This window comes from Methylobacterium adhaesivum (genome assembly GCF_022179065.1).
In the GTDB taxonomy this organism is placed as follows: Bacteria; Pseudomonadota; Alphaproteobacteria; order Rhizobiales; family Beijerinckiaceae; genus Methylobacterium; species Methylobacterium adhaesivum.
Genome location: NZ_BPQD01000024.1, coordinates 1 through 26454, shown reverse-complemented (window position 1 = coordinate 26454; position 26454 = coordinate 1). Strand labels below are relative to the sequence as shown.

Here is a 26454-nt window from a genome sequence, read left to right as displayed (position 1 = left end):
TCAGGCTTTGGCGGCCTTCTCGGCCACGAGGGCATCGATGCGGGCGCAGAGGTTCTTCAGGACGAAGTACTCTTCGGCCGGGACCTTGCCTTCGTTGACTTCCTGGGTCCAGCGCTCGAGGGGCAGCTTGATCCCGAAGGCCTTGTCCACCGCGAAGGCGATGTCGAGGAAGGCGAGCGAATCGATACCGAGGTCGTCGATGGCGTGGCTCTCCGGCGTGATGGTGTCACGCGGGATGTCGGCGGTGTCGGCAATGATGTCCGCGACGCGGTCGAAGGTGGCGGTCTGGGTCAGGTCGGACATGCGTTCTCGCCGTGTTTGCTGGATATCCCGCCGCCCGCGCGGCCCGCGCGGGTGGTGGGCGGACCTCGAGGGCGGTCCATGGTGCCCGGCGCCCCCGGTCGCGCAGCATGCCCTGCCGGACGACGCGCCGCGCCGTCGTCGAAAGATGAAGGCGGTCCCTTACACGAGGGGGGTAGGCCGGGCAACCGTGCGGCTCATCCCCGTGCCCCCCGGATCGTGAGGGCGGGGGCATTCCGCACACGCCTGCCGGAGCCTAGATGCAGGACCCGGACGGATGATCGTCCGGTGTCGGTCGTGCTGGCCGCCGCATCCTCCCGCGAGGCTTCAACCGTCATGGCCCTGCCCCCTTCGGCCCCGCCCCCTTCGTCTCCGGCCCCTTCGCCGCCGCTCCCGCGCGCCATCGATGCCCCGCCGCCCGGTGCCCTGACGCCACGGGCGCAGGGGGCCGCCCGCGTGCTCCTGGTGCTGGCGCTCGCCGCCCTCGGGCTCTGGGTGCTGCACCCGCTCCTGCCGGCGCTCGCCTGGGCGGTGATCCTCGCCATCGCCCTCGGGCCCCTCTACGCCCGGGCCGAACGGCGCTGGCCGCCGGGCCGGCACAACCTCGTGCTGCCGATCCTGTTCACCCTCGCGGTCGCCCTGGTGTTCATCCTCCCCCTGCTGGTGCTCGGCATCCAGGCGGCCCGCGAGGCCCACGACGTCATGGCCCTGGCCCGCACCGCCGAGGAGACGGGTCTGCCCGTGCCGGAGGTTCTTTCGCACGTTCCCTTCGGTGCGCAGGCGAGCGCGTGGTGGGCCGCCAACCTCAGCCACCCCCGGGCGGGCGCCGACCTTCTGCACCACCTCGACAATTCCACCGCCATCGGCCTGTCGCGCAGCCTCGGGGCGCAGATCGTCCGGCGCGTCGTGCTGTTCGGCTTCAGCCTCGTCGCCCTGTTCTTCCTGTTCCGGGACGGCAAGGCCGTGGCCGATCAGGTGCTCACGGCGATCGTTCGCCTGTTCGGCCCGCGTGGCGAGCGGGTGGCCCGCCAGATGGTGGCCTCCGTCCACGGCACCGTCGACGGCCTCGTCCTCGTCGGCCTCGGCGAGGGCGTGCTGCTGGGGATCGTCTATTTCTTCGCCGGCGTGCCGCATCCGGTGCTGCTGGGCGCGCTCACCGCCGTGGCGGCCATGATCCCGTTCGGGGCACCCCTGGTGTTCGGCGCCGCCGCCCTGGTGCTTCTCGCCGCAGGCTCCGTGGTGCCGGCCGTGGTCGTGGTGGTGGCGGGCTTCGTCGTCACCTTCGTGGCCGACCACTTCGTCCGCCCCGCCCTCATCGGCGGCACGACGCAGCTGCCGTTCCTGTGGGTGCTGCTCGGGATTCTGGGCGGGGTGGAGACGTTCGGGCTACTGGGCTTGTTCCTCGGACCGGCCGTGATGGCGGCGCTGATCCTGCTGTGGCGGGAGTTCACGGGCGGGGAGACGAAGGCCGCGTAAGTCCGGCCCCGCGCCGCTCCAGCGAGGAAGGGAGCGGCGTGGTGGACCGGTCCGTCAGCCCTTGAAATACAGCGTCAGGTCGCTGTCGTTCGTGATGCGCGACGAGGGGGTGATGGTGATCGTCCCATACATGGCGTCGATGGCGCGCAGATCGTTGTCCCGCGCCCTGAACGCGTCCACGATCTGAAAATAGCCGTCCTCGAGCACGCGCGAGGACGGATCCAGATTGGTCACGCACACCAAGCCGGTTGGCGGGCAATCGACGTAGACCACACGCAGGTCGGGGCGGTACGCCTGTAGGATAGGGATGATTTTCCAGACGTCCCCCGTCCAGTGATAGGGGAAGCGCGAGTGCTTCCCGATCTCCGCCGACGTCTTTGCATTTCGCTCCGCCATTTCGGCGTTGAGCGGCATGCAATCGTGCAGGACGATCAGCGTTCGGTTCGTCGAGATCGCTTCGGCGTTGTAGAAATCGCGCAGGAGGTATTCGAAGGTGTGCATTCCATCGAGGAAGATCAGATCCGGCTTGCCCTTCGCCAGGGCCGCATAATTGTACTCCGCGAAAAACGTATCGCTCGGCACCTGCACGAACGTAACGATCGTCTTGTTCTCGCAGACATTGAAGCTGATCTGCAGCGCCGGATCGACCGCGATGGCGACCTCCGTATGGATCTGCGACAGGAGGTGCCCCTGGCTGACGCCGATCTCCAGATAGCGCTTGCTGTCCCGGACACGGCTGACATGCGCCATGAACGCCATGTAGTGCAGGCCGTGGTGATTGTCCGGGAGATGGACAAGCTCTTCCCCGGCGTCGTCGCGTTCCGTCATCCGACGTTTCACCATCCCGATTGAACAGACGCCGGGACGATGCCCGAGGATCGACGCACGGAAAAGGCCCGGTCCTTTCAGACCGGGCCTTCCGCCGCGCCGTCGTCGCGTCTTACGCCGCGAGCGAACGCAGCACGTAGGGCAGGATGCCGCCGTTGCGGTAGTATTCGAGCTCGTCGAGTGTATCGATCCGGCAGGTGAGCGGCACGTCCCGCTTGGTGCCGTCGGCCGAGGTGATCTGCGCCGTCAGGGTCTGGCGGGGCTTCAGATCGCCCGACAGCCCGAGGATCGTCACGGTCTCGTCGCCCTTGAGGCCGAGGGAGGCCCAGCTCGTGTCGCCCTGGAACACCAGGGGAACGATGCCCATGCCCACGAGGTTCGAGCGGTGAATGCGCTCGAAGCTCTCGGCCACCACGGCGCGCACGCCGAGCAGCTTCGTGCCCTTGGCCGCCCAGTCGCGCGACGAACCGGTGCCGTATTCCTTGCCGGCGAAGACTACGAGCGGCGTGCCCTGTTCGGCATACTTCTGTGCGGCGTCGTAGATGAACATCCGCTCGCCCGACGGCTGGAACAGGGTCCAGCCGCCCTCGACCACGTTGCCGGATTCGTCGCGCACCATCTGGTTCTTGATGCGGATGTTGGCAAACGTGCCGCGCATCATGACTTCATGGTTGCCACGGCGGGTGCCGTACTGGTTGAAGTCCTGCACCCGGACCTGATGCTCCTGCAGGTAGGCCCCGGCCGGCGAATTCGCCCGGATGTTGCCGGCGGGTGAGATGTGGTCGGTGGTGATCGAATCCTGGAACAGGCCGAGGATGCGGGCATCGACCACGTCCTCGACGGGCGCCGGGGTCTTGGTCATGCCCTCGAAATAGGGCGGGTTCTGCACGTAGGTGGAGGTCGAGTCCCACTTGAAGGTCTCGGCTTCCGTCACCTCGACGGCCTTCCAGTAATCGTCGCCGCCGAAGACGTCGGCGTAGCGGGACTTGAACAGGGCCGAGGTGATGTTGGCCTCGATGAACTCCGCCACCTCCGCCGTCGAGGGCCAGATGTCCTTGAGATAGACGGGCTGGCCGTCGGAACCCGTGCCGAGGGGCTCCGTGGCGAGATCGACCTGCATGGAGCCGGCCAGCGCGTAGGCAACGACGAGGGGCGGCGAGGCGAGGTAGTTCGCCCGCACGTCCGGGTTCACGCGGCCCTCGAAGTTGCGGTTGCCCGAGAGCACGGCCGCCGCCACGACGTCGTTGTCGTTGATGGCCTTCGAGATCGCCGCTGGCAGCGGGCCGGAATTGCCGATGCAGGTGGTGCAGCCGAAGCCCACGAGGTTGAAGCCGAGGGCATCGAGGGGCTGCTGCAGGCCGGCGCTGGCGAGGTACTCGGCCACCACCTGGGAGCCGGGGGCCAGCGACGTCTTCACCCAGGGCTTCGAGCGCAGGCCCTTGGCGACGGCGTTGCGGGCCAGCAGTCCGGCGCCGATCATTACGCTCGGGTTCGAGGTGTTGGTGCAGCTCGTGATCGCCGCGATCACCACGTCGCCGTGGCCGATGTCGAAGTTCGCGCCCTCCACGGGATAGCGCTTGGCGATGTCGGCCGCGCGCTTAAACTCGGTCTCCATCGAGCCGGCGAAGCCGGGCTTGGCGGCGTCGAGCAGCACCCGGTCCTGCGGGCGCTTGGGGCCGGCGAGCGACGGGCGCACATCGCCCATGTCCAGTTCGAGGGTGTCGGTGAACACCGGGTCGGGTGTGTCGGCGTCGCGCCACATGCCCTGCGCTTTGGCGTAGGCTTCCACCAGGGCGATGCGCTCGTCCGTACGGCTCGTCACCTTGAGGAAGTCGATGGTTTTGCGGTCGATGGGGAAGAAGCCGCAGGTGGCGCCGTATTCCGGAGCCATGTTGGAGATGGTGGCGCGGTCGGCCACCGCCATGTCGTCGAGGCCGGGGCCGTAGAATTCCACGAACTTGCCGACGACGCCCTTCTTCCTGAGCATCTGCGTGACCGTCAGCACCAGATCGGTGGCCGTGGTGCCCTCGGGCAGCTTGCCCGACAGCTTGAAGCCGACGACTTCCGGAATCAGCATGGAGAGGGGCTGGCCGAGCATGGCGGCTTCCGCCTCGATGCCGCCCACACCCCAGCCGAGCACGGCGAGCCCGTTGACCATGGTGGTGTGCGAATCGGTGCCGACGAGGCTGTCGGGATAGGCGACCTCGGTGCCGTCCTCGGTCTTCGTCCACACGGTCTGCGACAGGTACTCGAGGTTGACCTGGTGGCAGATGCCGGTGCCGGGGGGAACGACGGAGAAATTGTCGAACGCGGTCTGGCCCCACTTGAGGAAGGTGTAGCGCTCGCCGTTGCGCGAGTATTCCAGGGCCACGTTGTCGGCCAGAGCCTTCGGGGTGCCGAACTCGTCGACGATCACCGAGTGGTCGATGACGAGGTCGACGGGCACCAGGGGGTTGATCTTCTGGGGGTCGCCGCCGAGGGCGACCATCGCATCACGCATGGCCGCGAGATCAACCACGGCCGGCACGCCCGTGAAATCCTGCATCAGCACGCGGGAGGGCCGGAAGGCGATCTCGGTCTCGGTCTTGCCGAGGTTGCCCAGCCACGCGACGGTGGCGGAGATGTCGGCCTTCTTCACCGAGCGGTCGTCCTCGAACCGCAGAAGGTTCTCGAGGATCACCTTCATGGAGAACGGCAGGGCGGTGGCGCTGGCCAAGCCCGCCTTCTCGGCGTGGGGAATCGAGTAGTAGGTGTAGGATTTGTCGCCGACGGTGAGGGTCTGGCGGGATTGGAAGCTGTCGAGCGATGCCACGGCGTTGATGATCCTCGCGAGCGGTTGGTCGAACACGCGCAGGCATAACCTGCGCCACGAAAGCTGTGCTCGGCTGGGTGCGCTTGTGAGCGCGCGCCGCTCCGGGGGTGCCCGGACAGGTTGTTGCGCGAAGGGCGATTTGGACGCCCTGAGACTCGCGCGGCGCAGCCTGAGCCCGGTATAGAACACTTCGAAACTGGCCGCTACGGGTGGGTGTGACACCGGCGTGTGAGTGTCGTGTCGCGTGGACGCGGCCGCCCGCGCGGGATATGCGGACGAGCCCTCAACTCCAGCAAGGCCTGCCGTGCGGCTGACCGCTCAAGACCTCGCCGTGCGCCGCTCCGGCCGCCGCATCTTCTCGGGGGTGTCGTTCGCCCTGGAGGCGGGCGAGGCCCTGATGGTGACGGGGCGCAACGGGGCCGGCAAATCGACCCTCCTCGCCGTGCTCGCGGGACGGCTGAAGCCCGAGGCCGGAACGCTGACGGCGCATGATGTCGGCGAGGCGACCCTGCCCGAATGCCTGCACGTGGTCGGCCATCGTGACGGCCTGAAGAGTCCGCTCACGGCGGAAGAGAACCTCGCCTTCGCCCGCGACCTGCTGGGCGCGCCGACCGCGAGTCCGCGCGCGGCCCTGGAGGAACTCGGCCTCGGCCACGCCCTCAAGCTGCCCGTGGCCTTTCTTTCGGCCGGCCAGCGGCGGCGGGTGGCGCTCGCCCGCCTCCTCGTCTGCCGGCGGCCCCTCTGGCTCCTCGACGAACCGACGGCGGCCCTCGACGTCGCTTCGCAGGGCGTGCTCGCCGGCATGATGGCCCGCCACCGGGCGACGGGCGGCCTCGTCATCGCGGCGACCCACCAGGCGCTGGGCCTCGATGGCGCGCGCGAGTTGCGCATCGAGCCGACCGGGCCCGAGGCGCCGGTTTCCCGAGACGCGTCCTCGCAGGATGCCGTGGTGGGAGACGTGTGGTGGTGATGCGCGCCCTCAAGGCCCTCGTGGCTCGCGACCTCGCCCTCGCCGCGCGGGTCGGCGGCTCGGGGGCGCTGTCCCTCGTGTTCTTCCTCATGATCGTCGCCGTGGTGCCGTTCGCCCTCGGACCCGACCTCAACCTCCTGTCGCGGATCGGCCCCGCGATCCTGTGGTTGGCGGCCGTGCTCGCCACGCTCATCGGCCTCGACCGGTTGTTCCAGGCCGACGAGGAGGACGGGTCCCTCGACCTCATGACGGGGGCGCCCGTGCCCATGGAGCTCGTCGTGCTCGCCAAGGTGCTGGCGCATTGGCTCACCACCGGCCTGCCCCTGGCGCTGGCCGCGCCGCTGTTCGGCCTGCTGGTCGCCCTCGACGGCACTGCCATGGGCGCCACGAGCCTGACCCTCCTCGTCGGCACCCCGGCCCTCACCTTCATCGGCGCCGTGGGCTCGGCCCTCACCGCCTCGATCCGGCGCGGCGGCCTGATCCTCGCCGTGCTCGTGCTGCCGCTGATGATCCCGACCCTGATCTTCGGCGTCTCGGCGAGCGAGGCGGCGCTCGGCGGCACGGTTCCGTTCACGACGCCGCTTGCCATCCTCGCCGCCCTCAGCCTCATCGCGGGCGTGGTCGGGACCCTCGCCGCCGCCGCCGCGCTCCGGTGGAGCGAGTGACGGGGACCCCCGCTCCGGTGTGACCTTCCGTCCCGCGAACTCGGCCCGACGCCCGGCGCTTGTCCCGTCGAAGGCCTCCAAAGGGAGGCTGCCCGATGGAGCCAGCATGATCGATTACCCCAAGCCCCCCTTTCCGCAGCCGCCCATCCCCTATCCGGGCGAGTCCCGCGACATGAGTCCGAAGCCCGATCACGGCGAGGAGACGTATCGCGGCTCGGGCAAGCTTAACGGCAAGGTCGCGCTTATCACCGGCGGCGACAGCGGCATCGGCCGGGCGGTCGCCATCGCGTATGCCCGCGAAGGGGCCGACATCGCCCTGAGCTACCTCGACGAGCACGACGACGCGAAGGACACCGCCGCCTGGGTCGAGAAGGCGGGCCGCCGCGTCGTGCTGCTGCCGGGCGACATCGCCGACCACCGCCACTGCGCGAGCCTCGTCGAGAAGACGGTCTCGGAGTTGGGGCAGCTCGATATCGTGGTGAACAACGCGGCGTTCCAGAAGCTCGCCGACAGCCTCGACGACATCGAGATCGCCGACTGGGACCGGCACTACGCCGTCAACGTCCACGCGATGTTCTACATCCTGAAAGCGGCCTCGCCGCACCTGAAGGCGGGGGCGTCGATCATCAACACCGCGTCGGTGAACGCCAAGACCCCGGTGGAGCAGCAGCTCGCCTATTCGTCCACCAAGGCGGCCATCGCCAACATGACCACGAACCTTGCCCGAATCCTGGGCTCGCGCGGCATCCGAGCCAACGCGGTGCTGCCGGGGCCGATCTGGACCCCGCTCATCCCGTCCACGATGTACACCGAACAGGTGAAGACCTTCGGTTCGCAGACGCCGCTCGGCCGGCCCGGCCAGCCGGCGGAGCTCGCGGGCGCCTACGTGCTCCTGGCCTCCGACGAGGGCAGCTACATGAGCGGCGCGATGATCGCCGTGACGGGCGGCATGGTCACGATCTGAGCGCCGGCTCGTTCGTCGAAAGGCGGCTGCCCAGGTGCAGCCGCCCCGGATCCCGCATGGCGGAGGGCACCGGACGGCGTCGGCTGATCAGGTCGGCGAGCCACAGGTAGGCGGCGATGGCGGTGACCTCTACGACGAACGCCGGCAGCCATGCCGCGCCGGTCTCGTCGCGAACGAGGTCGAGAACCTCATCCGCCAGGACGGCGCCGACCGCGCCGACGGCGAAGACCGGCAGGGACGACCGGCCGAGGCGCGGCAGGAACTGGTCGGCCCGGGCCGCGTGAAGCAGGCGGATCAGGGGTGCCTTCGGCAGAGCCATCACGAGGTAGGTCAGGGACAACATGTGCAGAAGCCGCAGGGGCGACTGATAGATCTTGCTGGCGCCGATCCAGAAATGCTCGTTGCGGCTCGCGATCCACGCCTGGGCCGGCGGCCAGGAGGGAGCCACGACGACGACGAGGACGAGGTACCCGAGCAGTACGGCAACGGCGGGGATCACGAGGAGCGGGGTCACCGGAACCTGCACGCCCCGTTGCATGGCCATCCCGATAGTGATGCCGATGCAGAATAGCAGCGTCCAGGGCACGATGCCCAGGAGGAAGGGCTCGCCCGTCAGGGAGTTGAGAATCACGAGATGGAAATGCCCCCCGGCAATCCACAGGAGGCCGGCGCTTGCGAGGGGGGCCCACCAGCGCCACACCGCCAACCGGAGCCAGACCGGCGCCATCAGCATCAGTGCGACGTACAGGCGTAGGATGGTCGAGTGGCCCACAGACTGGCGCAGGGTCACCGCGTGCCAGAGCAGGGTTTCCAGCCCCGGTTCCCGCAAGAGCCGCAGGTGATCGGCGTAGCCCTGTTCCGACCCCCGCAGGGCGATCACCGTGATGAAGATGAGCAGCGTCGCGACAACGATGCCGATGTTGAAGGCGAAGATGCGTGCGGCGCGGCGCCAGAGACTGAGCAGCAGCTTTGGGAACGGCCCGGACGCTCGTCTTCCGAAGGCCAGGGCGGTGGAGATTCCGCTCAACAGGACGAAAATGTCGGCGCTGTCGGAGAACCCCAGTCGCGACGGCGACGCTGCGTGAAGCTCCCCCAGTTGAAGATGACCAACGAAGATGTTGACGAGGCAAAGGCCCCGTATCGTGTCGATGGTTGTGCGGCGTGAAGGCATCGGGACGTCCGGGAGACTCGGCGTCCCCGCTCTCGTATGAACCCGCCGGGTTAAGGTGCGGTTGTTTCGTTCCGAGAAATCACCTTTTGATTGAATGAACGCGTGGGGACCGGCCGTCGGATCGTGAGTCCTACGCCGGGTCGGCGTCGATCCGCATCTTCAGGATCGCGTAGGGCGGCTGCTGCCGATCCGTGCCGTCGTTGTATTCCGGGCGCCGGTTGACCTGGGCCGACGAGATGTGGAGCCACCGATCGGGGGTGATCCAGAACGTGTCGGCCCAGATCAGGCGTGGGTCAGAGGCGAGGATCTCGACGCTGCCGTCCGGGTTGCGCCGGCCCACCGCGTTGAATTCCTGCAGGGCGAGGTAGACCCGGTCCTTCGAATCTGTGGTGAGGCCGCCGGTGAGCCCCTTCTCGCCGAGATCCGCGACGCCGGCCGCGACGCCCGCATCGGACGTCTGAGGATCGAGGAGGGCCTGGGTGTCGACGGCATAGAGGTGACGGCCCATGAGGGGGGCATAGTACAAGCGCCGTCCGTCGGGGCTCAGGGCGATGCCGTTGGCACCGCCCTGGACCGGGCGGGGCGGCGCGTTCCCCTTCCGCTGCACCACGGCCCGGCCCTCGACGAGTTTCAGGACGCCCTTTTGTGACTTCGTGCTGGCATGGCCGTGGAGGCGCCGCGCCACCCGCCCCGTGGCGAGATCGACGGCGAGGATCGCCCCCTCCCCGTCCTGGCCCTGGTCGGTGATGTAGGCGCGGGCGTAGCCGTCGCGGATGTCGATGCGCAGGTCGTTCAGGGACGAGGTCGGGCCGATCCCGGATTCAAGGGGAACCACCCGCAGGATACGGTTGCGGGCGATGTCCATCTGCACGAGCTTCGCGCCGCCCTTCACCGGCGGGCCGGACCCGTCCGGCAGGCCGGCATCGAGGAGCCACAGGGTGTCGTCCCGGTCGAACACCCCATTGGGGACATGGAAGAATCGCGCCTGCGCCTGGGCCGGATCGGGCTGATTGGACTCGAGGTCGGGATAGGGCTTCACCGCGCCGCCGGGCAGAACCTCCCCGAGGGTGTAGGGCACCTTGGCGTCGAAGCGCGGCATCATGATGAAGGCGCGCCCGCCCCGCGCGATGGCGAGACCGGTGGGCGTCGACGGCGCATCGGCGACGAAGGCGAGTTCGAGGCCGCCGGGCGTCCGGTCCGTGGTCACGCCGGCCCCCGCCCCGGGCGCCGCGGCCGTTTCGGAACCCGCAGCGGCGCTCGGTTGTGCGGCGGACAGGGTGGCGGCTCCGGCGAGGCCGGCGGCACCGCCGAGGCCGGCGGTGAGGAGGTCGCGTCGCGCGAGGGGCATGATGGGTTCCGAGGTTCGAAAACAGTGAGGATCAGGCGCGGCCCGCGCCGCGGACCTTGAGGTCGATGGCGTGGATGGCAGGGCCGGACGCGACGAAGAGGCGGCGCCCGTCGCGACCTCCGAAGGTGACGTTGGCGGCCTCGCGCGCCGTGGCGATCCGCCCGAGGAGCCGGCCATCGGGCGCGAACACCCGGACGCCGTCGCCGCAGGCGGCGTAGACCCGTCCGTCGGCATCCACCGCGAGGCCATCGGGCACCCCCGCCTCCACGGTCGCGAAGGGGTGTGGGGTCCCGAGGGACCGTCCGTTTTCCACCGGGAACGCCAGGATGGCGCGCGCGCCCTCCGGGTTGAGGGAAGCGCCGGTGTCGCTGACGTAGAGCCGTCGCCCGTCCGGGCTGAAGGCGAGGCCGTTCGGCTGATCGAGGGCGTCGCTCTGGCCCGTCACCGTCCCGTCCGGATCGATGCGGTAGATCCGCCGCGCCGTTTGTTCGGGCCTCCGCACGATCCCCTCCTCGGGCATGGCGATGCCGAAGACCGGATCCGTGAACCAGATCGCTCCATCGGCCGCGAGGCTGGCGTCGTTGGGTGAATTCAGGGGCTTGCCCGCGTAGCGGTCGGCCAGGACGGTCAGGGAGCCGTCGGACTCTGCGCGCACCACGCGCCGGCCCCGGTGCTCGCAGGTGACGAGACGGCCCTGCGCGTCGAGGGTGTTGCCGTTGGCGTTGTCGGAGGGGTCGCGGAAGGTGCGGACCGCACCGTCGTCGTCGATCAGCAGCATGCGGTTGGCCCGGACATCGCTGAACACCAGACCGCCGAGATGGGCGGCGTAGCACGGTCCCTCGCACCAGCGTCCGTCGGTATACAGGGTGACGAGGCGCGCCTCCGGATCGACCACGGCCCGGAACTCCGGGTCGTCGAAGCGCAGGAGAGGCGCGGCCCAGGCGGCGCGGGGAGTCAGCACGGCCCGCGGCCCCGCCGCGAGGGCGAGGCCGAGGGCGGTGTGGCGCAGGAGGGTGCGTCGGTTCATGGCATCGTCGTCTCGCACTCGGGGACGGATCAGCGCGCCGGTGCCGCGACCGGCTTGAAGCTCCAGAGGTCGGTGGGCAGGGCCGCCGGGGCATCGGGCTTGTAGAAGGCGGAGTCTTGGATGCGCGAGGTGGTGACGTAGAGCGTTCCGTCCGGGCCCTCCCCGAAGGTGTCCGGCCAGCGCAGGCGCGCGTCCTTGATGACGGTGGCGGTCGCCGCGCCCTTGGCCGAGAGGTCGCGGACCTTGATCGAATCGTCCTGCGGCGAGGTAATGTACATCCGCCCGTCGTGACGGGAGATGATGAGCCCGTCCGCCGGGCCGTTCTCGCCCACGGTCTCGATCCGGCCCGCGAGGCTCTTGTCGGCGAGCGCCGTCGGCATCAAGGCCTGGGTGACGCCGCCGGCGAGCGCCTCCGTCGGCAGGCTGTAGAGGGTCTTGCCCTTGATCGCCTGCCAATAGAGCGTCTTGCCGTCGGGTGAGAGGGCGATGCCGTCGGCGGCGAACTCGACGCCACGCCCGTCGGGCCGGCGCAGGGGCTTGCCGTCATAGGTCACGGTCACGCCCTTGTCGGGCTGCGTCGAGGGATCGCCGTCGAGGACGCGGCGCGCCTTGCCGCTGTCGAGATCCACCACCACGAGGGCGCCTTTGGCCCCGGAATCCGTGAGGTAGGCGGTCTTCCCATCCGGCGCGAAGCGCACGTCATTAAGGTACGAGCCCTGCGGCGCCACCGTCTCGTCGAACGCGATGGTGCGGGCCGGGCGATTGGTCTTCAGGTCGATCTCGACGAGCTTCGGACCACCGGGCACCAGGGCACCCATGGCGGGGGCGGCGGGATCGAGGACCCAGACGTTGCCGTCGGGGCTCGCCACCACGCTCTGTACGCAGATCCAGTGATCCCCGGGCGAGACTTCGTCCTTCTTTGCGTTGCGCCAGGAATTCCAGGCGGCATCGGGGAAGGGCACGACCTTGCCGTCCTTTACCTCGGCGACGGACACCGCGGTGTCCTCGGTCCAGCGCGGGAAGTTCACGAAGATCCGCCCGTCCCTCGACACGGTGACGCCGGTGACCTGATGCTCGAAGCTCGCCACCTTGGTCAGGGCGTTCCCGGGGGGAGGGGCCGGCTGCGCGGTGGCCGGGGCTCCCCCCAAACTCGTTCCGGCGACGAGGACGGCGAAAAGGGTCGCCGCACGGGAGAAGGGAGCGGTCGGAAACAGAGGCATCATGATCTCATGGCATGAGCGTCGCTCTCACGATGCCCGACCTCCAACGGCGCTCTCGCCTCGGGCGTCAGGGGCATCGAGCCATCGTGAGAGCCGCCAGGGCGGTCGGGGTTCGAATGGACAACGCACGGATTCCGCCGAAGCTTCATCACTCGGACGAATCGCCGGGTGCGGCGAAGGCGCACCCCGACCCGCCTGCCGCCGGACCGTTCGCGTAGGCGAACGCGAGCACACCGCGAAGGCCGGCTGACGTGGCCTTCAATTGCCCGTTGTCGCGCCAGTATTCAAAGTCAATCCGAAGCATCGATGGATTGATGGAGGAGTACTTGGGATGGCCCTGGGCAAGCTAGGGCAAGCAGTTCGAAATGTCCCGTTGTCCTATAGTAACAATCTTGTGGAAATGTCGATTTGGCCGCCTCGATCTATATATTCTTTCGCCTGCATCACATTTATGTGATGATAGTTTCAGTATTGAACTGCGAATTTTGTATTATTCGTTTTATGTCTTCTAAAACTTTAAACATTTGTTAGTTATCCTTTGCTATGTAGGTCACAGCGACGCGTTGGCGCTCGGTGGTCGAAGAAATTTCATGATGCTCGATATCGGAAGCCGTCCCCTCCTCAATGCGATCGATCGATCGCAAGCCCGGATTGAGTTCAGTCCGGATGGCACCGTACTGACGGCAAATCAGATGTTCCTCGACCTGATGGAGTATCGCCTCGAGGAGATCCGGGGGCGACATCACAGTCTCTTCGTCCCGTCCCAGGAGCGGGAATCCCAGGCCTATCAGGGTTTCTGGGCGGCCCTGCGCACCGGCCAGTTCCAGGCTCGGGAGTTCATGCGGACGGCAAAGAGCGGACGCGAGGTGTGGATCCAGGCGACCTACAACCCGGTGTTGAACCGGACCGGCAAGGTGGTGCGGGTGATCAAGCTCGCCACCGACATTACAATGCAGAAGCTGCGCACCGTCGCCTACGAAGGGCAGATCGCGGCGATCAACCGGACCCAGGCCGTCATTCACTTCTCCCTCGACGGTATCGTGACCGACGCCAACGCGAACTTCCTCGAGGCCCTCGGCTACCGCCTCGACGAGATCAAGGGAAAGCATCACAGCCTGTTCGTGTTCCCCGAGGAACGCGACGGGGCGGCCTATTCGACGTTCTGGCGCACCCTTGCCGACGGCGAGCCTCGGACGGGAGAGTTCCGCCGCTTGGCCAAAGGCGGCCGCGAAATCTGGATCCACGGAGGCTACAACCCGATCGTCGGCCCGGACGGCAAGACCTGCGCCGTGGTGAAGTTCGCCATCGACATCACCGCCCAGGTCAACGACCGGAACCGCCGCCGCGACGGCCAGCGCGCCATCGAACAGGATCTCGGCGTCATCACCGGAGCGATCTCGGACGTGAGCCGGCAGGCCTCCACCACCGCCGAGACCACGGCTCAGACCTCCAGCAGTGTCCAGGCCGTGGCGGCTGGGGCCGAGGAATTCTCGTCCTCCATCGAGGAGCTGAGCCGCCACGCCGTCGAGGCCAAGGGCGCCGCCGACGAGGCGGTGCATCGCTCGGTCGAGGCCGGAGCCATCATCTCCGGGCTCACGGCCTCGGCCGACAAAATCGGCGAGGTCATCGGGGTGATCCGATCCATCGCCGACCAGACGAATCTGCTGGCGCTCAACGCCACCATCGAGGCGGCGCGGGCCGGCGAGGCGGGTCGCGGCTTCGCCGTGGTGGCGGCCGAGGTGAAGGCGCTCGCCAACCAGTCGTCGCGCGCCACGGAGGAGATCGGCACCCAGATCGCGGCGGTGCAGGCCTCCACGAGCCAGGCCGTGCACGCCATCGAGGCCATCGGCCACAGCATCCGGCACCTGAGCGAGATCTCGCTCAGCGTCTCGTCGGCGGTCACCGAGCAGGCGGCCGTCACCCGCGACATGTCGGTGAACATGCAGCACGCGGCCCAGAGCGTCGAACTCATCCGGCAGACGATGGATGGCATCGCCCACGCGGCCCGGGAGGTCGATACCTCGGTGCAGGCCGTCAACAACGCCGCCCGCGCCCTCGCCTGACGGCACGGCCGGCGCTCGCCCCGGGGCGCTGTCGGCGTGTCCGCCTACTCCAGATCCTGAAGGTGGCGGGCCGCGATGAGGGAGGCCGCCGTCCGGTTCTCGACGCCGAGCTTGGCGTAGATACCCTCCAGGTGCTTCGTCACCGTACGGGGACTGAGGCCCAGGATCTCACCGATGTCGCGGCTCGCCTTGCCGCGCGAGAGCCACAGCAGCACCTCGGCCTCGCGCCCCGTCACGGGCAGGCGCGCCCGCAGGCGCTCGATCCCGGCCTCACCCGAATCGCGGGCGAGCCGCAGGAGGATCTCGTCGCCGGTGCCTCCGATCACGCTCAGGGTGTGGACGATTCCGTTCCCGTCCGTGAGGGTCAGGGCGCCCGAGGTCGTGCCGGCGCGGCAGGCGACGAGCCACGCCCGCGCCTGCGGCGGCAGGCCGGCGCCGTCCGGCGGGGCGATGCCCGCGAGTAGCCGGGCGGCCTGGGGTGTTGACCAGAGAATTGCGCCCTGCCCGTCCACGGCGAACAGGGTGCGGCCGGCGGTGTCGAGGGCAGCACGCGCACTCTGCGCCACCCGCGCACCCGCGAGATGCACCCGGATGCGCGCCAGGATTTCGTCCGGCGCGATGGGCTTCGTCACGTAGTCGACCCCGCCCGCCTCCAGCCCCCTCACGATGTGTTCGGTCTCCGACAGGCCGGTCATGAAGATCACCGGCACATGGGCGAGGTGGCCACGAGCCTTGAGACGCCGGCAGGTCTCGAACCCATCCATGCCGGGCATCACCGCGTCCATCAGGATGATGTCGGGGGTGATCTCGTCGACGAGCGACAGGGCGAGATCTCCGGCCACCGCCACGAGCACGGTGGCGCCCGAACGCTCGATGGCCTCGGTCAGGAAACTCAGGGTATCGGGGGAATCGTCGACCACGAGGACGATGTCGCGCTGCACCTCAGACATCGCCGGCCGGCTCCGGCCTGGGCGCGTCGCGCGCCTCTGCCGCCCCCAAAATGCGCGCATCTCGCGCTTCTTCGAGGATGGAGAGGACGCGGCGCAGGTCGTAGGCTTCCACGAGGCCGCGCAGTCGTGTGAGGAACGCGACCGGCGGCTCGGCGGCGTCTGCCATGGCGGCGAGCTTCGCCGCGAGGCCGCGCACATGGCCGATCCGGGCGAGGCGCAGCAGGTCGGCCACGTCCTCCGACTGCGGCGGGACGTCGGGGGCCGGCGCCCCTTCGTCCGTCGGTGCCGAGTCCGGTGCGGTCCAGGCGAGGTCGAGCAGCCCGGCGACGACGTCCAGGAAGTCGCGCAGGTCGAACGGCTTGGCGATGATGGCGTCGTGGGGCGCATCGTGGCCGCGCGACGGGCTGATCTCGTGCACGTTGGCCGACATCATGGCGATCCGGGCGGTGGAGCCGGTCTCACGCAAGGTTCTGGCCAGGACCCAGCCGGTCATGCCCGGCATGGCGATGTCGAGGAGGAACAGGTCCGGCGGGTCCTCGGCGGCGAGGGCGAGGCAGGCGGGGCCGTCGGCGGCCTCGATGACGCGCAGGCCGAGGGGTTCGAGGATCTCGCGCATGAGGCCGCGATGGGCGGCGTCGTCGTCCGCCACCAGGATGGTGCGGCGCGCGCCCGAATAGGTGCGGACGGCCTCGGGCGTTCCTTGCGCCGGCCGCACGGGCTTCGGCCGCGCCACGGAGGCGAGCATAAGGCGCAGGCGAAAGCAGGTCCCCTGCCCGACGACGCTCTCGACGGTGATCTCGCCGCCCATGATCTGCGCCAGCAGATGCGCGATGGTGAGGCCGAGGCCGGTGCCGGGGGTGGTGAGCGCCGCCGCCATGGTGCCGCGCTCGAACGGCTCGAACACCCGTTGGAGATCGGCCTCCGGGATGCCGAGGCCGGTGTCGCGGATCGTGAACACGGCGATCTGGCTGCGATAGGCAAGGTCGAGGGACACGTGTCCTTTCGGCGTGAACTTCACGGCGTTCGACAGGAGGTTGAGGAGGATCTGGCGAAGGCGCTTCTCGTCCGTCGCCACCACCATCGGCAGGGTGTCGGGCCGGGTGAAGCGGAACTCGAGTCCGGCGCCCTGCGCCTGGAGGCGGATCATGTCGCCGATCTGGTCGAGGAAGTCGGACAGCCGGATCTCGTCGCGGTGGATCTGGAGACGACCGGCCTCCATGCGCGAGATGTCGAGGAGGCCGTCGATGAGGCCCGACAGGTGCTGGGCCGAGCGCCGGATCACCCGGATGCCGTTCTGGCGCGGCCCCGGGATGGTGGGGTCGCCCTCCAGCAGCTGGGCGTAGCCCAGTACGGCGTTGAGCGGGGTGCGCAGCTCGTGGCTGATGCCGACCACGTAGCGGCTTTTGGCGAGGTTGGCCGCCTCCGCCGCCTCCTTGGCGCCCTGGAGCTTCGCGTCCGTGATCTTATGGGCGGCGATCTCGGCCTGGTAGAGCCGGGTCTGGCGGGCGGTCTCCTCCAGGGCGACGTGGCGGCTCTCCTGGGCCAGCACGAACAACCACGCGACGATGCCGAGGATCACGATGAGGATGAGGAACACGCTGGTCAGCGCCGCCGCCAGGGACTCCCGGTGCTCGGGATGCTCCGAGACCGCGCCCGCATGGACGATGCCGAGGATGAGGGCGACGGCGCTCACGAGGGTGAGCATGAGGGCGAGGTAGCGCCCCAGGGGCGCGCCGAGCCAGACGGCGGTCCGCGCCGGCAGGACCCTGGCCAGGACATCCTGTGCCTGGACGTCGAGGCGGCCGTGGGGCTTGCAGAGATCCCCGCAGCGGGCGTCGAGGGAGCAGCAGAGTGAGCAGATGGCGCCGCCATAGGCCGGGCACTCGGCCATGTCCTCGGGCTCGAACGGGTGCTCGCACACCCGGCAGGTGATGGCGGCGGCCCCGTTCCAGTCGGTCTTCGGTGTCCGCGCGAGGTAGTAGCGCCCACCCGTGGCCCAGGCGATGGCCGGGGCCGAAAGGAAAGCGACTACGAGCGCCAGCATCGGGCCGAACGGGGTGAGGACGTGGCCGAGCCAGCCGAGATGGGCGGAGAAGCCCGCCAGCATGGACAGCACCATGGCGCCGGTGCCCACGGGGTTGATGGCGTAGAGGTGGGCCCGCTTGAACTCGATGCCGGGGGGCGACAGGCCCAGCGGCTTGTTGACGGCGAGATCGGCACTCAGGGCCCCGACCCAGGCCGAAACCACCACGGCGTAGAGGCTGAGGGTGCTCGCCAGGGTCTTGTCGATGCCGAGCTCCATGAGCAGGAGCGCGATGGCGACGTTGAAGACGAGCCAGACCACGCGGCCCGGATGGCTGTGGGTGAGGCGCGAGAAGAAGTTCGACCAGGCAATGGAGCCGGCATACGCGTTGGTGACGTTGATCTTGAGCTGCGAGACGAGGACGAACGCCGTCGTCAGGGCGATGGCCCGGGGGCCGGGGTCCACCACGTAGCCGAAGGCGACCGCGTACATCTGCGTCGGCTCGGCCGCCGCATCGGCCGGCACCCCGTGGTGCAGGGCGAGGATTGCGAGGAACGAGCCGAGCAGGATCTTGAGGAAGCCCGGCACGATCCAGCCGGCGCCGGCGGCAAGGACGGCGCTCCACCAGCGGCCCTCCCGGCCCGGCTCCGGCGCCGGGACGAACCGCAGAAAATCGACCTGCTCGCCCACCTGCGCCAGCAGGGCCAGCAGGATGCCGGTGGCGAGGCCGAAGCGGGCGAGATCGAACCCGCCTGCGCCCGTCTCTCCGGGAAAGCCGAGCCAGTCCGCCACCGGCGCCCCACCCCGCCCGACGATGAAGGCCAGGGGCAGGAGGTTGAGGACGATCCACAGGGGCTGGGTCCAGATCTGGAACCGGCTGATGAGGGTGATGCCGTAGATCACAAGGGGAATCACCGCCACCGCGCTGACGAGATAGCCGAGCGCCAGGGGTAAGCCGAAACCCATCCGCAGGGCGGTGGCCATGATCGCCGCCTCGATGGCGAAGAATAGGAACGTGAAGCTCGCATAGACCAGCGACGTCACCGTCGAGCCGATATAGCCGAAGCCCGCCCCCCGGGTGAGGAGATCGATGTCGACGCCGTGGCGGGCGGCGTAGGCGCAGATCGGGACCGCGGTGGCGAAGATGATGAGCGCCACCACCACGAGGGCGGCCAGCGTGTTGGTGAAGCCGAAGCCGAGCACGAGGGTGCCGCCGATGGCCTCCAGGGCCAAGAAGGACACGGCGCCGAGGGCCGTCTGCGCCACCCGCAGGCCCGACCAGCGCCGCGCCGCCTTGGCTGTGAAGCGCAGGGCATAATCCTCCAGCGTTTCGTCGGCGACGAAGCGGTTGTAGTCGCGCCGGATCGGCAGGATGCGCTGGGGTTCGGGCATGATTTCGGGTGAGGCGTAGCACGGATCGGCCCCCCGCGCGCCGCGCGGTCCAGCCTCGGGCAACCGCAAAGAGCTGGACGATGAACCCCCCGGCGACGGCGCTCCATACGCAAGACTGCGTATCGACCGCCCGGCGCGGCACGGCCTAGCCTTTGCCCATCGATCCACGGCCATCCGACCGGCCGCGCGACGAGAGATCACAAGGATTCGGTCACGATGGCAGAGGATCAGGGCAACGGGCTCCCATCGGCGCTGCGGCGCAGGCTTCTCATGGGGCTCGCCGGCCTGCCGGCCATGGCCCTGATGCCGCGCACGAGCTTCGCGGCGGCACCGGCCACCGCCGCGGTGAACACCACGGGCCTCGCGGTGACCGATACCGAGGTGACGGTGGGCGTCCTGCACTCCCTCACGGGCACCATGGCGATCTCCGAGACGGGGGCGCAGCAGGCGGAAAAGCTCGCCATCGCGCAGATTAACGAGGCCGGCGGCGTCCTCGGGCGTAAGATCAAGGTCGTGCAGGAGGACGGCGCCTCCGACTGGCCGACCTTCGCCGAGAAGGCGAAGAAGCTCCTCGTCAACGACCATTGCGCCGCCGTGATGGGCTGCTGGACCTCCGCCTCGCGCAAGGCCGTCCTGCCGGTGTTCGAGCAATATAACGGCCTGCTGTATTACCCGACCTTCTACGAAGGCCTGGAGCAGTCGAAGAACGTTTTCTACACCGGTCAGGAGGCGACGCAGCAGATTCTCGCCTCCCTCGACTGGGTGCACAAGGAGAAGGGCGCCAAATCGTTCTTTTTCATCGGCTCAGACTACATTTGGCCGCGCACCTCGAACAAGATTGCCCGCAAACACGTGGAGAACGTCCTCAAGGGCACCGTGGTCGGCGAGGAATATTTCCCCCTCGGGCACACCCAGTTCAACTCGGTGATCAACAAGCTCAAGCTCAAGAAGCCGGACGTGATCTTCACCGACGTGGTCGGTGGTTCCAACGTGGCGTTCTACAAGCAGCTCAAGGCCGCCGGCATCGACCTGTCGAAGCAGGTCCTGCTCACCATCTCGGTCACCGAGGACGAGATCGACGGCATCGGCGGCGAGAACATCGCCGGGGCCTATTCCTGCATGAAGTACTTCCAGTCGCTGAAGAATCCCAACAACGAGAAGTTCGTCGCCGCCTTCCACAAGATGTGGGGCGAGAAGACCGTCATCGGCGACGTGACCCAGGCGGCCTATCTCGGGCCGTTCCTGTGGAAGATGGCCTGCGAGAAGGCCGGGTCCTTCGACGTCGACAAGGTGGTGGCCGCCTCCCCCGGCCTCGAGTTCAAGGAGGCGCCGGAAGGCTACGTCCGGATCGACCCGAACCATCACCTCTGGTCGAAGACCCGCGTCGCCAAGGCCCTGCCGAACGGCCAGTTCGAGGTGGTCTACGAGAGCCCCGAACTCATCAAGCCCGACCCGTTCCCGAAGGGGTATCAGTAGGAACTGCACGTAACCCTCCCCCCTCTGCGGGGGGGGGGGGAGGGACCCGCGCTTGTCCTCAAAGGGATCAGGCGTGTGAATCCGCTCTCCTTTCAGGAGAGAGGGAACCGGTCGCAACGATCCTCAGACGGGGGCGTCCGTCCTGAACGGCCCGGTGCTTGCACAGAGACAGCCGCATTCTTCGGAAGGTTGGAAAAATGTTCGGCGACTATTCCCTCACGGACCTCAGCTCGATCTTCGTGATGCAGGGCTTCGCCGGGCTGATCCTGTTCTCGGTCTACACCCTGATGGCCCTGGGGCTGGCGATCATCTTCGGCCAGATGGGCGTGATCAACATGGCGCACGGGGAATTCATGATCCTCGGCGCCTACGTCACCTACCTGTGCTCCGGCTTCTTCCAGACCCACCTGCCGGCCCTGTTTCCGGCCTATTTCTTCGTCGCCATGGCCCTGGCTTTCATCGCGTCCGGGGCGCTCGGCATGCTGGTGGAATGGGCGCTGATCCGCCACCTCTACAAGCGGCCCCTCGACACCCTGCTCGCCACCTGGGGCCTGTCGCTCATCCTGCAGCAGACCTACCGCACGATCTTCGGCGCCCGCGAGGTCGGCGTCGAGCTTCCCGCTTGGCTTATCGGCTCGGTCCAGGTCACCGATTCCATCGAAATCCCCATCAACGGCATGTTCGTGATGGCGATCACGACGCTCATCACCATCGGCGTCGCGCTCCTCATGTACCGCTCGCGCTTCGGCGCCCAGGTCCGGGCCGTGGTGCAGAACCGGCCGATGGCCGGGGCGGTCGGCATCGACACCGAGCGAGTCGACCGTCTCACCTTCGGCCTCGGCTGCGGCATCGCCGGCATCGCGGGGTCCGCCTTCACCATGGTGGGCTCGACGGGGCCGACCTCGGGCCAGCTCTACATCGTCGACACCTTCCTCATCGTGGTCTTCGGCGGCGCCGCGTCGCTGCTCGGCACCATCGCGTCGGCCTTCTCGATCTCGCAGACCCAGTCGACCCTCGAATTCTTCCTGTCGGGCTCCACCGCGAAGGTGATCACCCTGCTCGCCGTGGTCGGCATCCTGATGCTGCGGCCGCAGGGCCTCTTCACCCTCAAAGTCCGGCGCTGAGGAGCGTTTTGCGATGACCCGTCCGAACCCCGCTCAGACCGTCAACGACAACCCGTTCATGAAGCCGATGGAGTGGGTGAGCCTCGCGCTCCTCGCCGCCGTGATCTTCGTCGTACTGCCGATGCTCCTCGACGCCTTCCGCCTCAACCTCGTGGGGAAGTACCTCACCTATTCGTTCGTGGCCCTCGGCCTCGTCATCTGCTGGGGCTTCGGCGGCATCCTGTCGCTCGGTCAGGGCGTGTTCTTCGGCCTCGGCGGCTACCTCATGGCCATGTACCTGAAGCTCGAAGCCTCTAGCGTCGAGAACACCAAGATCCAGTCGACGCCGGGCATCCCCGACTTCATGGACTGGAACCAGATCACCGCCCTGCCCTGGTTCTGGAAACCGTTCACCAGCCTACCCTTCACGCTGATCGCCGTGATCGTGGTCCCGGCGCTCTTCGCCTTCGTCATCGGCACGGCGATGTTCCGCCGCCGCGTCGGCGGCACCTACTTCGCCATCATCACCCAGGCCATCGCCGCCATCCTGACGATCCTCATCGTCGGCCAGCAGGGCTACACCGGCGGCATCAACGGCATCACCGATCTGCGCACCCTGAACGGCTGGGACATCCGGACGGATCAAGCCCACAATATCCTCTACTTCGTCAACGGCGCTCTGCTGGTGGCCTGCATCCTGTTCGCCCAGTACGTGAAGCGGTCGAAGCTCGGCCGCATCCTCGTGGCCATGCGCGACAAGGAGGACCGGGTCCGCTTCTCGGGCTACTCGGTGGCCGGCTTCAAGACCTTCGCGTTCTGTCTGGCGGCGGTGTTCGCGGCCATCGGCGGTGCGATGTTCACCCTCCAGGTCGGGTTCATGTCGCCCTCGTTCGTCGGCATCGTGCCCTCCATCGAGATGGTGATCTACGCCGCCGTCGGCGGGCGCCTGTCTCTGTTCGGCGCCGTCTGGGGCACGCTGCTGGTCAACTGGGCCAAGACCACCTTCTCGGAGAGCTTTCCCGAACTGTGGCTGTTCGGCCTCGGCGGCCTGTTCATTCTCGTGGTGCTCGCCTTCCCCAACGGTTTGGCCGGCATCTACCGGACGTATGTCGAGCCGCGCCTGACCCGCCGCGCGAAGGCCCCGGAGCCCGCGCCCGCCGCCCTGCCCCACGCGGCCGAGTAGGAGTTCCGCCCATGAACGCCGCCCTTCTGCCCTCGCATCCCATCGGCGCCGCCCCGGCGGAACAGGAGTTCCTGCTGGCGGTGGAAGCCCTCACCGTTTCGTTCGATGGCTTCAAGGCGGTCAACGACGTGTCGTTCTACGTCGATCCGAACGAGATCCGGGTGATCATCGGTCCCAACGGCGCCGGCAAGACCACGGTGCTCGACCTCATCTGCGGGCGCACCAAGGCGAGTTCCGGTTCGATCAAGTACAAGGGGCAGGAACTCACCAAGCTCTCCGAGAGCGGCATCGTGCAGGCCGGGGTCGGCCGTAAGTTTCAGACGCCGTCGATCTACGACGACCTCACGGTGTTCGAGAACCTCGAGATCTCGTACCCGCGCGGCCGCTCGGTGTTCGGGGCCCTCACCTTCAAGCGGGATGCGCAGGTCCGCGACCGCATCGAGGAGGTGGCCCACATGATCTTTCTCAAGGATCAGCTCCTGGAGCGCGCCGAGTTCCTCAGCCACGGCCAGAAGCAGTGGCTCGAGATCGGCATGCTGCTGATCCAGGACCCGGAACTCCTCATGCTCGACGAGCCGGTGGCCGGCATGAGCGTCGGCGAGCGCATCAAGACCGCCGAGTTGCTCAACCAGATCATCGTCGGCCGCTCGGTGCTCGTCATCGAGCACGACATGAAGTTCGTGGAGGACATCGCCCACCGGGTCACCGTGCTGCACCAGGGGCGCGTGCTCTCGGAGGGCTCCATGGAGCGGGTGAAGAACGACCCCAAGGTCATCGAAGTCTATCTTGGCCACTGAGAGGAACGGGCTCATGCTCCAGACCACGCCTGCCCCCCTCTTCGCGCCCCACATCCAGGGCGGCGTCCAGCCGATGCTGGCGATCCGGGACCTCCACGCCGCCTACGGCCAGAGCGAGGTGCTGCACGGCCTCGACATCACGGTGGCGCCGGCTGAGATCGTCGCCGTCATGGGCCGCAACGGCATGGGCAAGTCCACGCTCATGAAGACCCTCATGGGGATCGTGCCGGTGAAATCCGGGTCGATCGCCGTCGACGGTACGCCCGTCGCCGCCCTCAAGAGCCACCAGCGCGTGGCGCAGGGACTCGCCTACGTGCCGCAGGGCCGGATGATCTTTTCGGCCATGACCGTGCAGGAGAACATCGAGACGGGGCTCACCGTGACGAACGAGCGCCGGGTGCCGGGAGACCTCTACGAGATGTTCCCCGTGCTCCTCGAGATGAAGGGAAGGCGGGGCGGCAACCTGTCGGGCGGCCAGCAGCAGCAGCTCGCCATCGCGCGGGCGCTCGCGAGCCGCCCCAAGGTGCTGCTGCTCGACGAGCCGACGGAGGGCATCCAGCCGTCGATCATCCGCGAGATGGGGCGCACCCTGAAGAAGATCCGCGACGCGCGGGGCCTCTCCATCGTGGTCTCCGAGCAGGTCCTGAGCTTCGCCCTCGATGTCGCCGACCGGGTTCTGGTCATCGAGAACGGCCACATCGTCCACGAGTCGCTCCGCGCCGACATCGACGAGGCGAAGGTCGCCCGGTTCCTCTCGGTCTAATCGTTTTGGAAGGGCCTCGTCAGGCTCTTCCCGACGCCGAAACCACCTCTTGCGCGGGGCCGGACCCACCGGTCCGCGCGAACAGGGACGCATGTCCTGAAGCCCAGCAAAGGGAGTACGCCACGATGGCAGAGACGCTGATCAAGGTCGATCTCAAGCAATCGGCCTACGACAACGACAAGGTCCACAACCGCTGGCACCCCGACATCCCCATGGTCGCCATGGTGAAGCCCGGCGACGACTTCATCGTCGAGACCTACGACTGGACCGGCGGTTTCATCAAGAACAACGATTCCGCCGACGACGTGCGCGACATCGATCTCTCCATCGTCCACTTCCTTTCCGGGCCCATCGGCGTCGAGGGTGCCGAGCCCGGCGACCTCCTCGTGGTCGATCTCCTCGACATCGGCGCCATGCCGGAGAGCCAGTGGGGCTTCAACGGCTTCTTCTCCAAGAAGAACGGCGGCGGCTTCCTCGACGAGCACTTCCCCCTGGCCCAGAAGTCGATCTGGGACTTCGAGGGGATGTTCACGAAATCCCGCCACATCCCCGGCGTGCGCTTCCCCGGCCTGATCCATCCCGGCCTCATCGGCTGCCTGCCCGACCCGAAGATGCTGGAGACCTGGAACACCCGCGAAAAGGCCCTGTTCGACACCGACCCCAACCGGGTGCCGGCGCTCGCCACCCTCCCCTTCGCCCCCACTGCCCATATGGGCCGGCTCAAGGGTGAGGCCCGCGACAAGGCGGCGGCGGAAGGCGCCCGCACGGTGCCGGGGCGCGAGCACGGCGGCAATTGCGACATCAAGGACCTGTCGCGCGGCTCGAAGATCTACTTCCCCGTCTACGTGCCGGGGGCCGGCCTCTCCATGGGCGACCTGCATTTCAGCCAGGGCGACGGCGAGATCACCTTCTGCGGCGCCATCGAGATGGCCGGCTGGGTCCATCTCAAGGTCAACATCATCAAGGACGGGATGCGCAAGTACGGGATCAAGAACCCGATCTTCAAGCCCTCCCCGATCACCCCGAAATTCGACGACCACCTCATCTTCGAGGGCGTCTCCGTCGACGAGTACGGCAAGCAGCACTACCTCGATGTCACCGTGGCGTACCGCCAGGCCTGCCTCAACGCCATTGAGTACCTGAAGAAGTTCGGCTACTCGGGCGCGCAGGCCTACTCGATCCTCGGCACGGCGCCGGTCCAGGGCCACATCTCGGGCGTGGTCGACATCCCCAACGCCTGCGCGACCCTGTGGATTCCGACCAAGATCTTCGAGTTCGACATCAATCCCGGTGCGGACGGGCCGACGAAGTTCCTCGACGGCTCGATCCAGATGCCGCTCTCGCCGGATCTTTGAGGGTACGCCCGCGCGTCGGATCGGGCGCGGGTCCCCTCTCCTGGAAGGAGAGGGAGCATTGCTGTGCTTGCACGCCACCCTTCGCTATTCTTCGGGAGCGGCTCCATGCCCGTCTACGATTACAGTTGCGCCGCCTGCGGGCCGTTCACGGTTTTGCGCCCCATGGCGCAGTTTCAGGATCCGCACGACTGCCCCGATTGCGGATCGTCCTGCGGGCGCGCCTTCCTGAACGCGCCCAACCTCGCCTCCATGGATGCGGGCCGGCGCAAGGCCTTCGCCACGAACGAGCGGAGCCAGCACGCGCCCCGCAAGTCGTCCGGGCACGGGGCCGGCTGCGGCTGCTGCTCGGGCGCCAAGGCGAAATCCAATCCCGCGGCCGCCAAGAGTTTTCCCAACGCGCGGCCGTGGATGATCAGCCACTGACACCGCCAACACCCCCTCCCCCCTCTGCGGGGAGGGTGACCCTCGCGCAAGCAAGGGGCGGGAGAGGGGAGCGCCGTATCCGGCTCGGTCGTGCCGGGCTTCGTATCCTCCAGGCGTCGCGCCGCCCCTCTCCCGACCCGCTTCG

The 26454-nt window shown here is 68.0% G+C and carries 21 protein-coding genes; 12 read left to right on the top strand and 9 right to left on the bottom strand.

Going from position 1 to position 26454, the window contains the following annotated elements:
* Complete coding sequence (locus tag MFF01_RS16145) at positions 1 to 303, bottom strand: acyl carrier protein (RefSeq protein WP_091971072.1); 303 nt, start codon at positions 301 to 303, stop codon at positions 1 to 3.
* A gap of 339 nt (positions 304 to 642) precedes the next feature.
* On the opposite strand from MFF01_RS16145, the gene MFF01_RS16140 reads away from it, so the two are divergent.
* The gene (locus MFF01_RS16140) at positions 643 to 1776 is read left to right on the top strand and encodes an AI-2E family transporter (RefSeq protein WP_373319784.1); all 1134 of its coding nucleotides are present in this window, start codon (positions 643 to 645) and stop codon (positions 1774 to 1776) included.
* A gap of 54 nt (positions 1777 to 1830) precedes the next feature.
* Here MFF01_RS16140 and MFF01_RS16135 read toward each other — a convergent pair whose 3' ends face one another.
* Together MFF01_RS16135 and acnA are read right to left on the bottom strand one after the other, a co-directional pair.
* Entirely contained in the window at positions 1831 to 2604 is a 774-nt protein-coding gene (locus MFF01_RS16135) for a class I SAM-dependent methyltransferase (RefSeq protein WP_238227018.1), read from the bottom strand.
* A 112-nt stretch (positions 2605 to 2716) separates the two neighbouring features.
* Positions 2717 to 5416 carry an aconitate hydratase AcnA gene (gene acnA / locus MFF01_RS16130; protein ID WP_238227017.1) on the bottom strand — a complete coding sequence of 900 codons (2700 nt, stop codon included), beginning with the start codon at positions 5414 to 5416 and terminating at the stop codon, positions 2717 to 2719.
* A gap of 304 nt (positions 5417 to 5720) precedes the next feature.
* Here acnA and ccmA point away from each other — a divergent pair, with 304 nt between their 5' ends.
* The 3 genes from ccmA (at position 5721) to MFF01_RS16115 (ending at position 8015) form a co-directional block, all read left to right on the top strand.
* Positions 5721 to 6386: a heme ABC exporter ATP-binding protein CcmA gene (gene ccmA, locus MFF01_RS16125; RefSeq protein WP_238227016.1), complete on the top strand. Its 666-nt coding sequence runs from the start codon at positions 5721 to 5723 to the stop codon at positions 6384 to 6386.
* Positions 6386 to 7051 (top strand): heme exporter protein CcmB, encoded by a 666-nt coding sequence (gene ccmB, locus MFF01_RS16120; protein WP_238227015.1) that lies wholly within the window; start codon positions 6386 to 6388, stop codon positions 7049 to 7051. Before ccmA ends, ccmB begins: the two co-directional genes overlap by 1 nt.
* A gap of 106 nt (positions 7052 to 7157) precedes the next feature.
* Complete coding sequence (locus MFF01_RS16115; protein WP_238227014.1) at positions 7158 to 8015, top strand: SDR family oxidoreductase; 858 nt, start codon at positions 7158 to 7160, stop codon at positions 8013 to 8015.
* On the opposite strand, the gene opgC is transcribed toward MFF01_RS16115, so the two are convergent.
* From opgC to MFF01_RS16095, 4 genes are all read right to left on the bottom strand, one after another.
* Positions 8005 to 9186 carry an OpgC domain-containing protein gene (gene opgC, locus MFF01_RS16110; protein ID WP_238227013.1) on the bottom strand — a complete coding sequence of 394 codons (1182 nt, stop codon included), beginning with the start codon at positions 9184 to 9186 and terminating at the stop codon, positions 8005 to 8007. The genes MFF01_RS16115 and opgC overlap by 11 nt on opposite strands.
* A 130-nt stretch (positions 9187 to 9316) precedes the next feature.
* On the bottom strand, positions 9317 to 10534 hold the full coding sequence (locus MFF01_RS16105) for an SMP-30/gluconolactonase/LRE family protein (RefSeq protein ID WP_238227012.1): 1218 nt from the start codon (positions 10532 to 10534) through the stop codon (positions 9317 to 9319).
* Positions 10535 to 10565: 31 nt separating this feature from the next.
* A complete protein-coding gene (locus MFF01_RS16100; protein WP_238227011.1) occupies positions 10566 to 11561 on the bottom strand; it encodes an SMP-30/gluconolactonase/LRE family protein in 996 nt (331 codons plus the stop codon).
* Positions 11562 to 11590: 29 nt separating this feature from the next.
* The gene (locus tag MFF01_RS16095) at positions 11591 to 12784 is read right to left on the bottom strand and encodes an SMP-30/gluconolactonase/LRE family protein (RefSeq protein WP_238227009.1); all 1194 of its coding nucleotides are present in this window, start codon (positions 12782 to 12784) and stop codon (positions 11591 to 11593) included.
* 590 nt (positions 12785 to 13374) lie between these two features.
* Here MFF01_RS16095 and MFF01_RS16090 point away from each other — a divergent pair.
* Positions 13375 to 14844, top strand: a complete 1470-nt coding sequence (locus tag MFF01_RS16090; RefSeq protein ID WP_238227076.1) for a methyl-accepting chemotaxis protein — start codon at positions 13375 to 13377, stop codon at positions 14842 to 14844.
* A gap of 44 nt (positions 14845 to 14888) precedes the next feature.
* On the opposite strand, the gene MFF01_RS16085 is transcribed toward MFF01_RS16090, so the two are convergent.
* The gene (locus MFF01_RS16085; RefSeq protein ID WP_238227008.1) at positions 14889 to 15794 is read right to left on the bottom strand and encodes a response regulator transcription factor; all 906 of its coding nucleotides are present in this window, start codon (positions 15792 to 15794) and stop codon (positions 14889 to 14891) included.
* Positions 15787 to 19209: a hybrid sensor histidine kinase/response regulator gene (locus MFF01_RS16080; RefSeq protein ID WP_238227007.1), complete on the bottom strand. Its 3423-nt coding sequence runs from the start codon at positions 19207 to 19209 to the stop codon at positions 15787 to 15789. Before MFF01_RS16080 ends, MFF01_RS16085 begins: the two co-directional genes overlap by 8 nt.
* A 216-nt stretch (positions 19210 to 19425) precedes the next feature.
* Between MFF01_RS16080 and urtA the strand changes: the two genes are divergently transcribed.
* The 7 genes from urtA (at position 19426) to MFF01_RS16045 (ending at position 26309) form a co-directional block, all read left to right on the top strand.
* The gene (gene urtA / locus MFF01_RS16075; RefSeq protein ID WP_238227006.1) at positions 19426 to 20685 is read left to right on the top strand and encodes an urea ABC transporter substrate-binding protein; all 1260 of its coding nucleotides are present in this window, start codon (positions 19426 to 19428) and stop codon (positions 20683 to 20685) included.
* A 197-nt stretch (positions 20686 to 20882) separates the two neighbouring features.
* A complete protein-coding gene (gene urtB, locus MFF01_RS16070; protein ID WP_238227005.1) occupies positions 20883 to 21809 on the top strand; it encodes an urea ABC transporter permease subunit UrtB in 927 nt (308 codons plus the stop codon).
* 13 nt (positions 21810 to 21822) lie between these two features.
* Entirely contained in the window at positions 21823 to 22971 is a 1149-nt protein-coding gene (urtC, locus tag MFF01_RS16065; RefSeq protein ID WP_238227004.1) for an urea ABC transporter permease subunit UrtC, read from the top strand.
* Between the two features lie 11 nt (positions 22972 to 22982).
* Positions 22983 to 23768 carry an urea ABC transporter ATP-binding protein UrtD gene (gene urtD, locus MFF01_RS16060; protein WP_238227003.1) on the top strand — a complete coding sequence of 262 codons (786 nt, stop codon included), beginning with the start codon at positions 22983 to 22985 and terminating at the stop codon, positions 23766 to 23768.
* Between the two features lie 73 nt (positions 23769 to 23841).
* A complete protein-coding gene (urtE, locus tag MFF01_RS16055) occupies positions 23842 to 24531 on the top strand; it encodes an urea ABC transporter ATP-binding subunit UrtE (protein ID WP_238227075.1) in 690 nt (229 codons plus the stop codon).
* Between the two features lie 125 nt (positions 24532 to 24656).
* Positions 24657 to 25886, top strand: a complete 1230-nt coding sequence (gene fmdA / locus MFF01_RS16050) for a formamidase (protein ID WP_238227002.1) — start codon at positions 24657 to 24659, stop codon at positions 25884 to 25886.
* 105 nt (positions 25887 to 25991) lie between these two features.
* The gene (locus MFF01_RS16045; protein WP_238227001.1) at positions 25992 to 26309 is read left to right on the top strand and encodes an FmdB family zinc ribbon protein; all 318 of its coding nucleotides are present in this window, start codon (positions 25992 to 25994) and stop codon (positions 26307 to 26309) included.
* Positions 26310 to 26454: the final 145 nt, after the last annotated feature.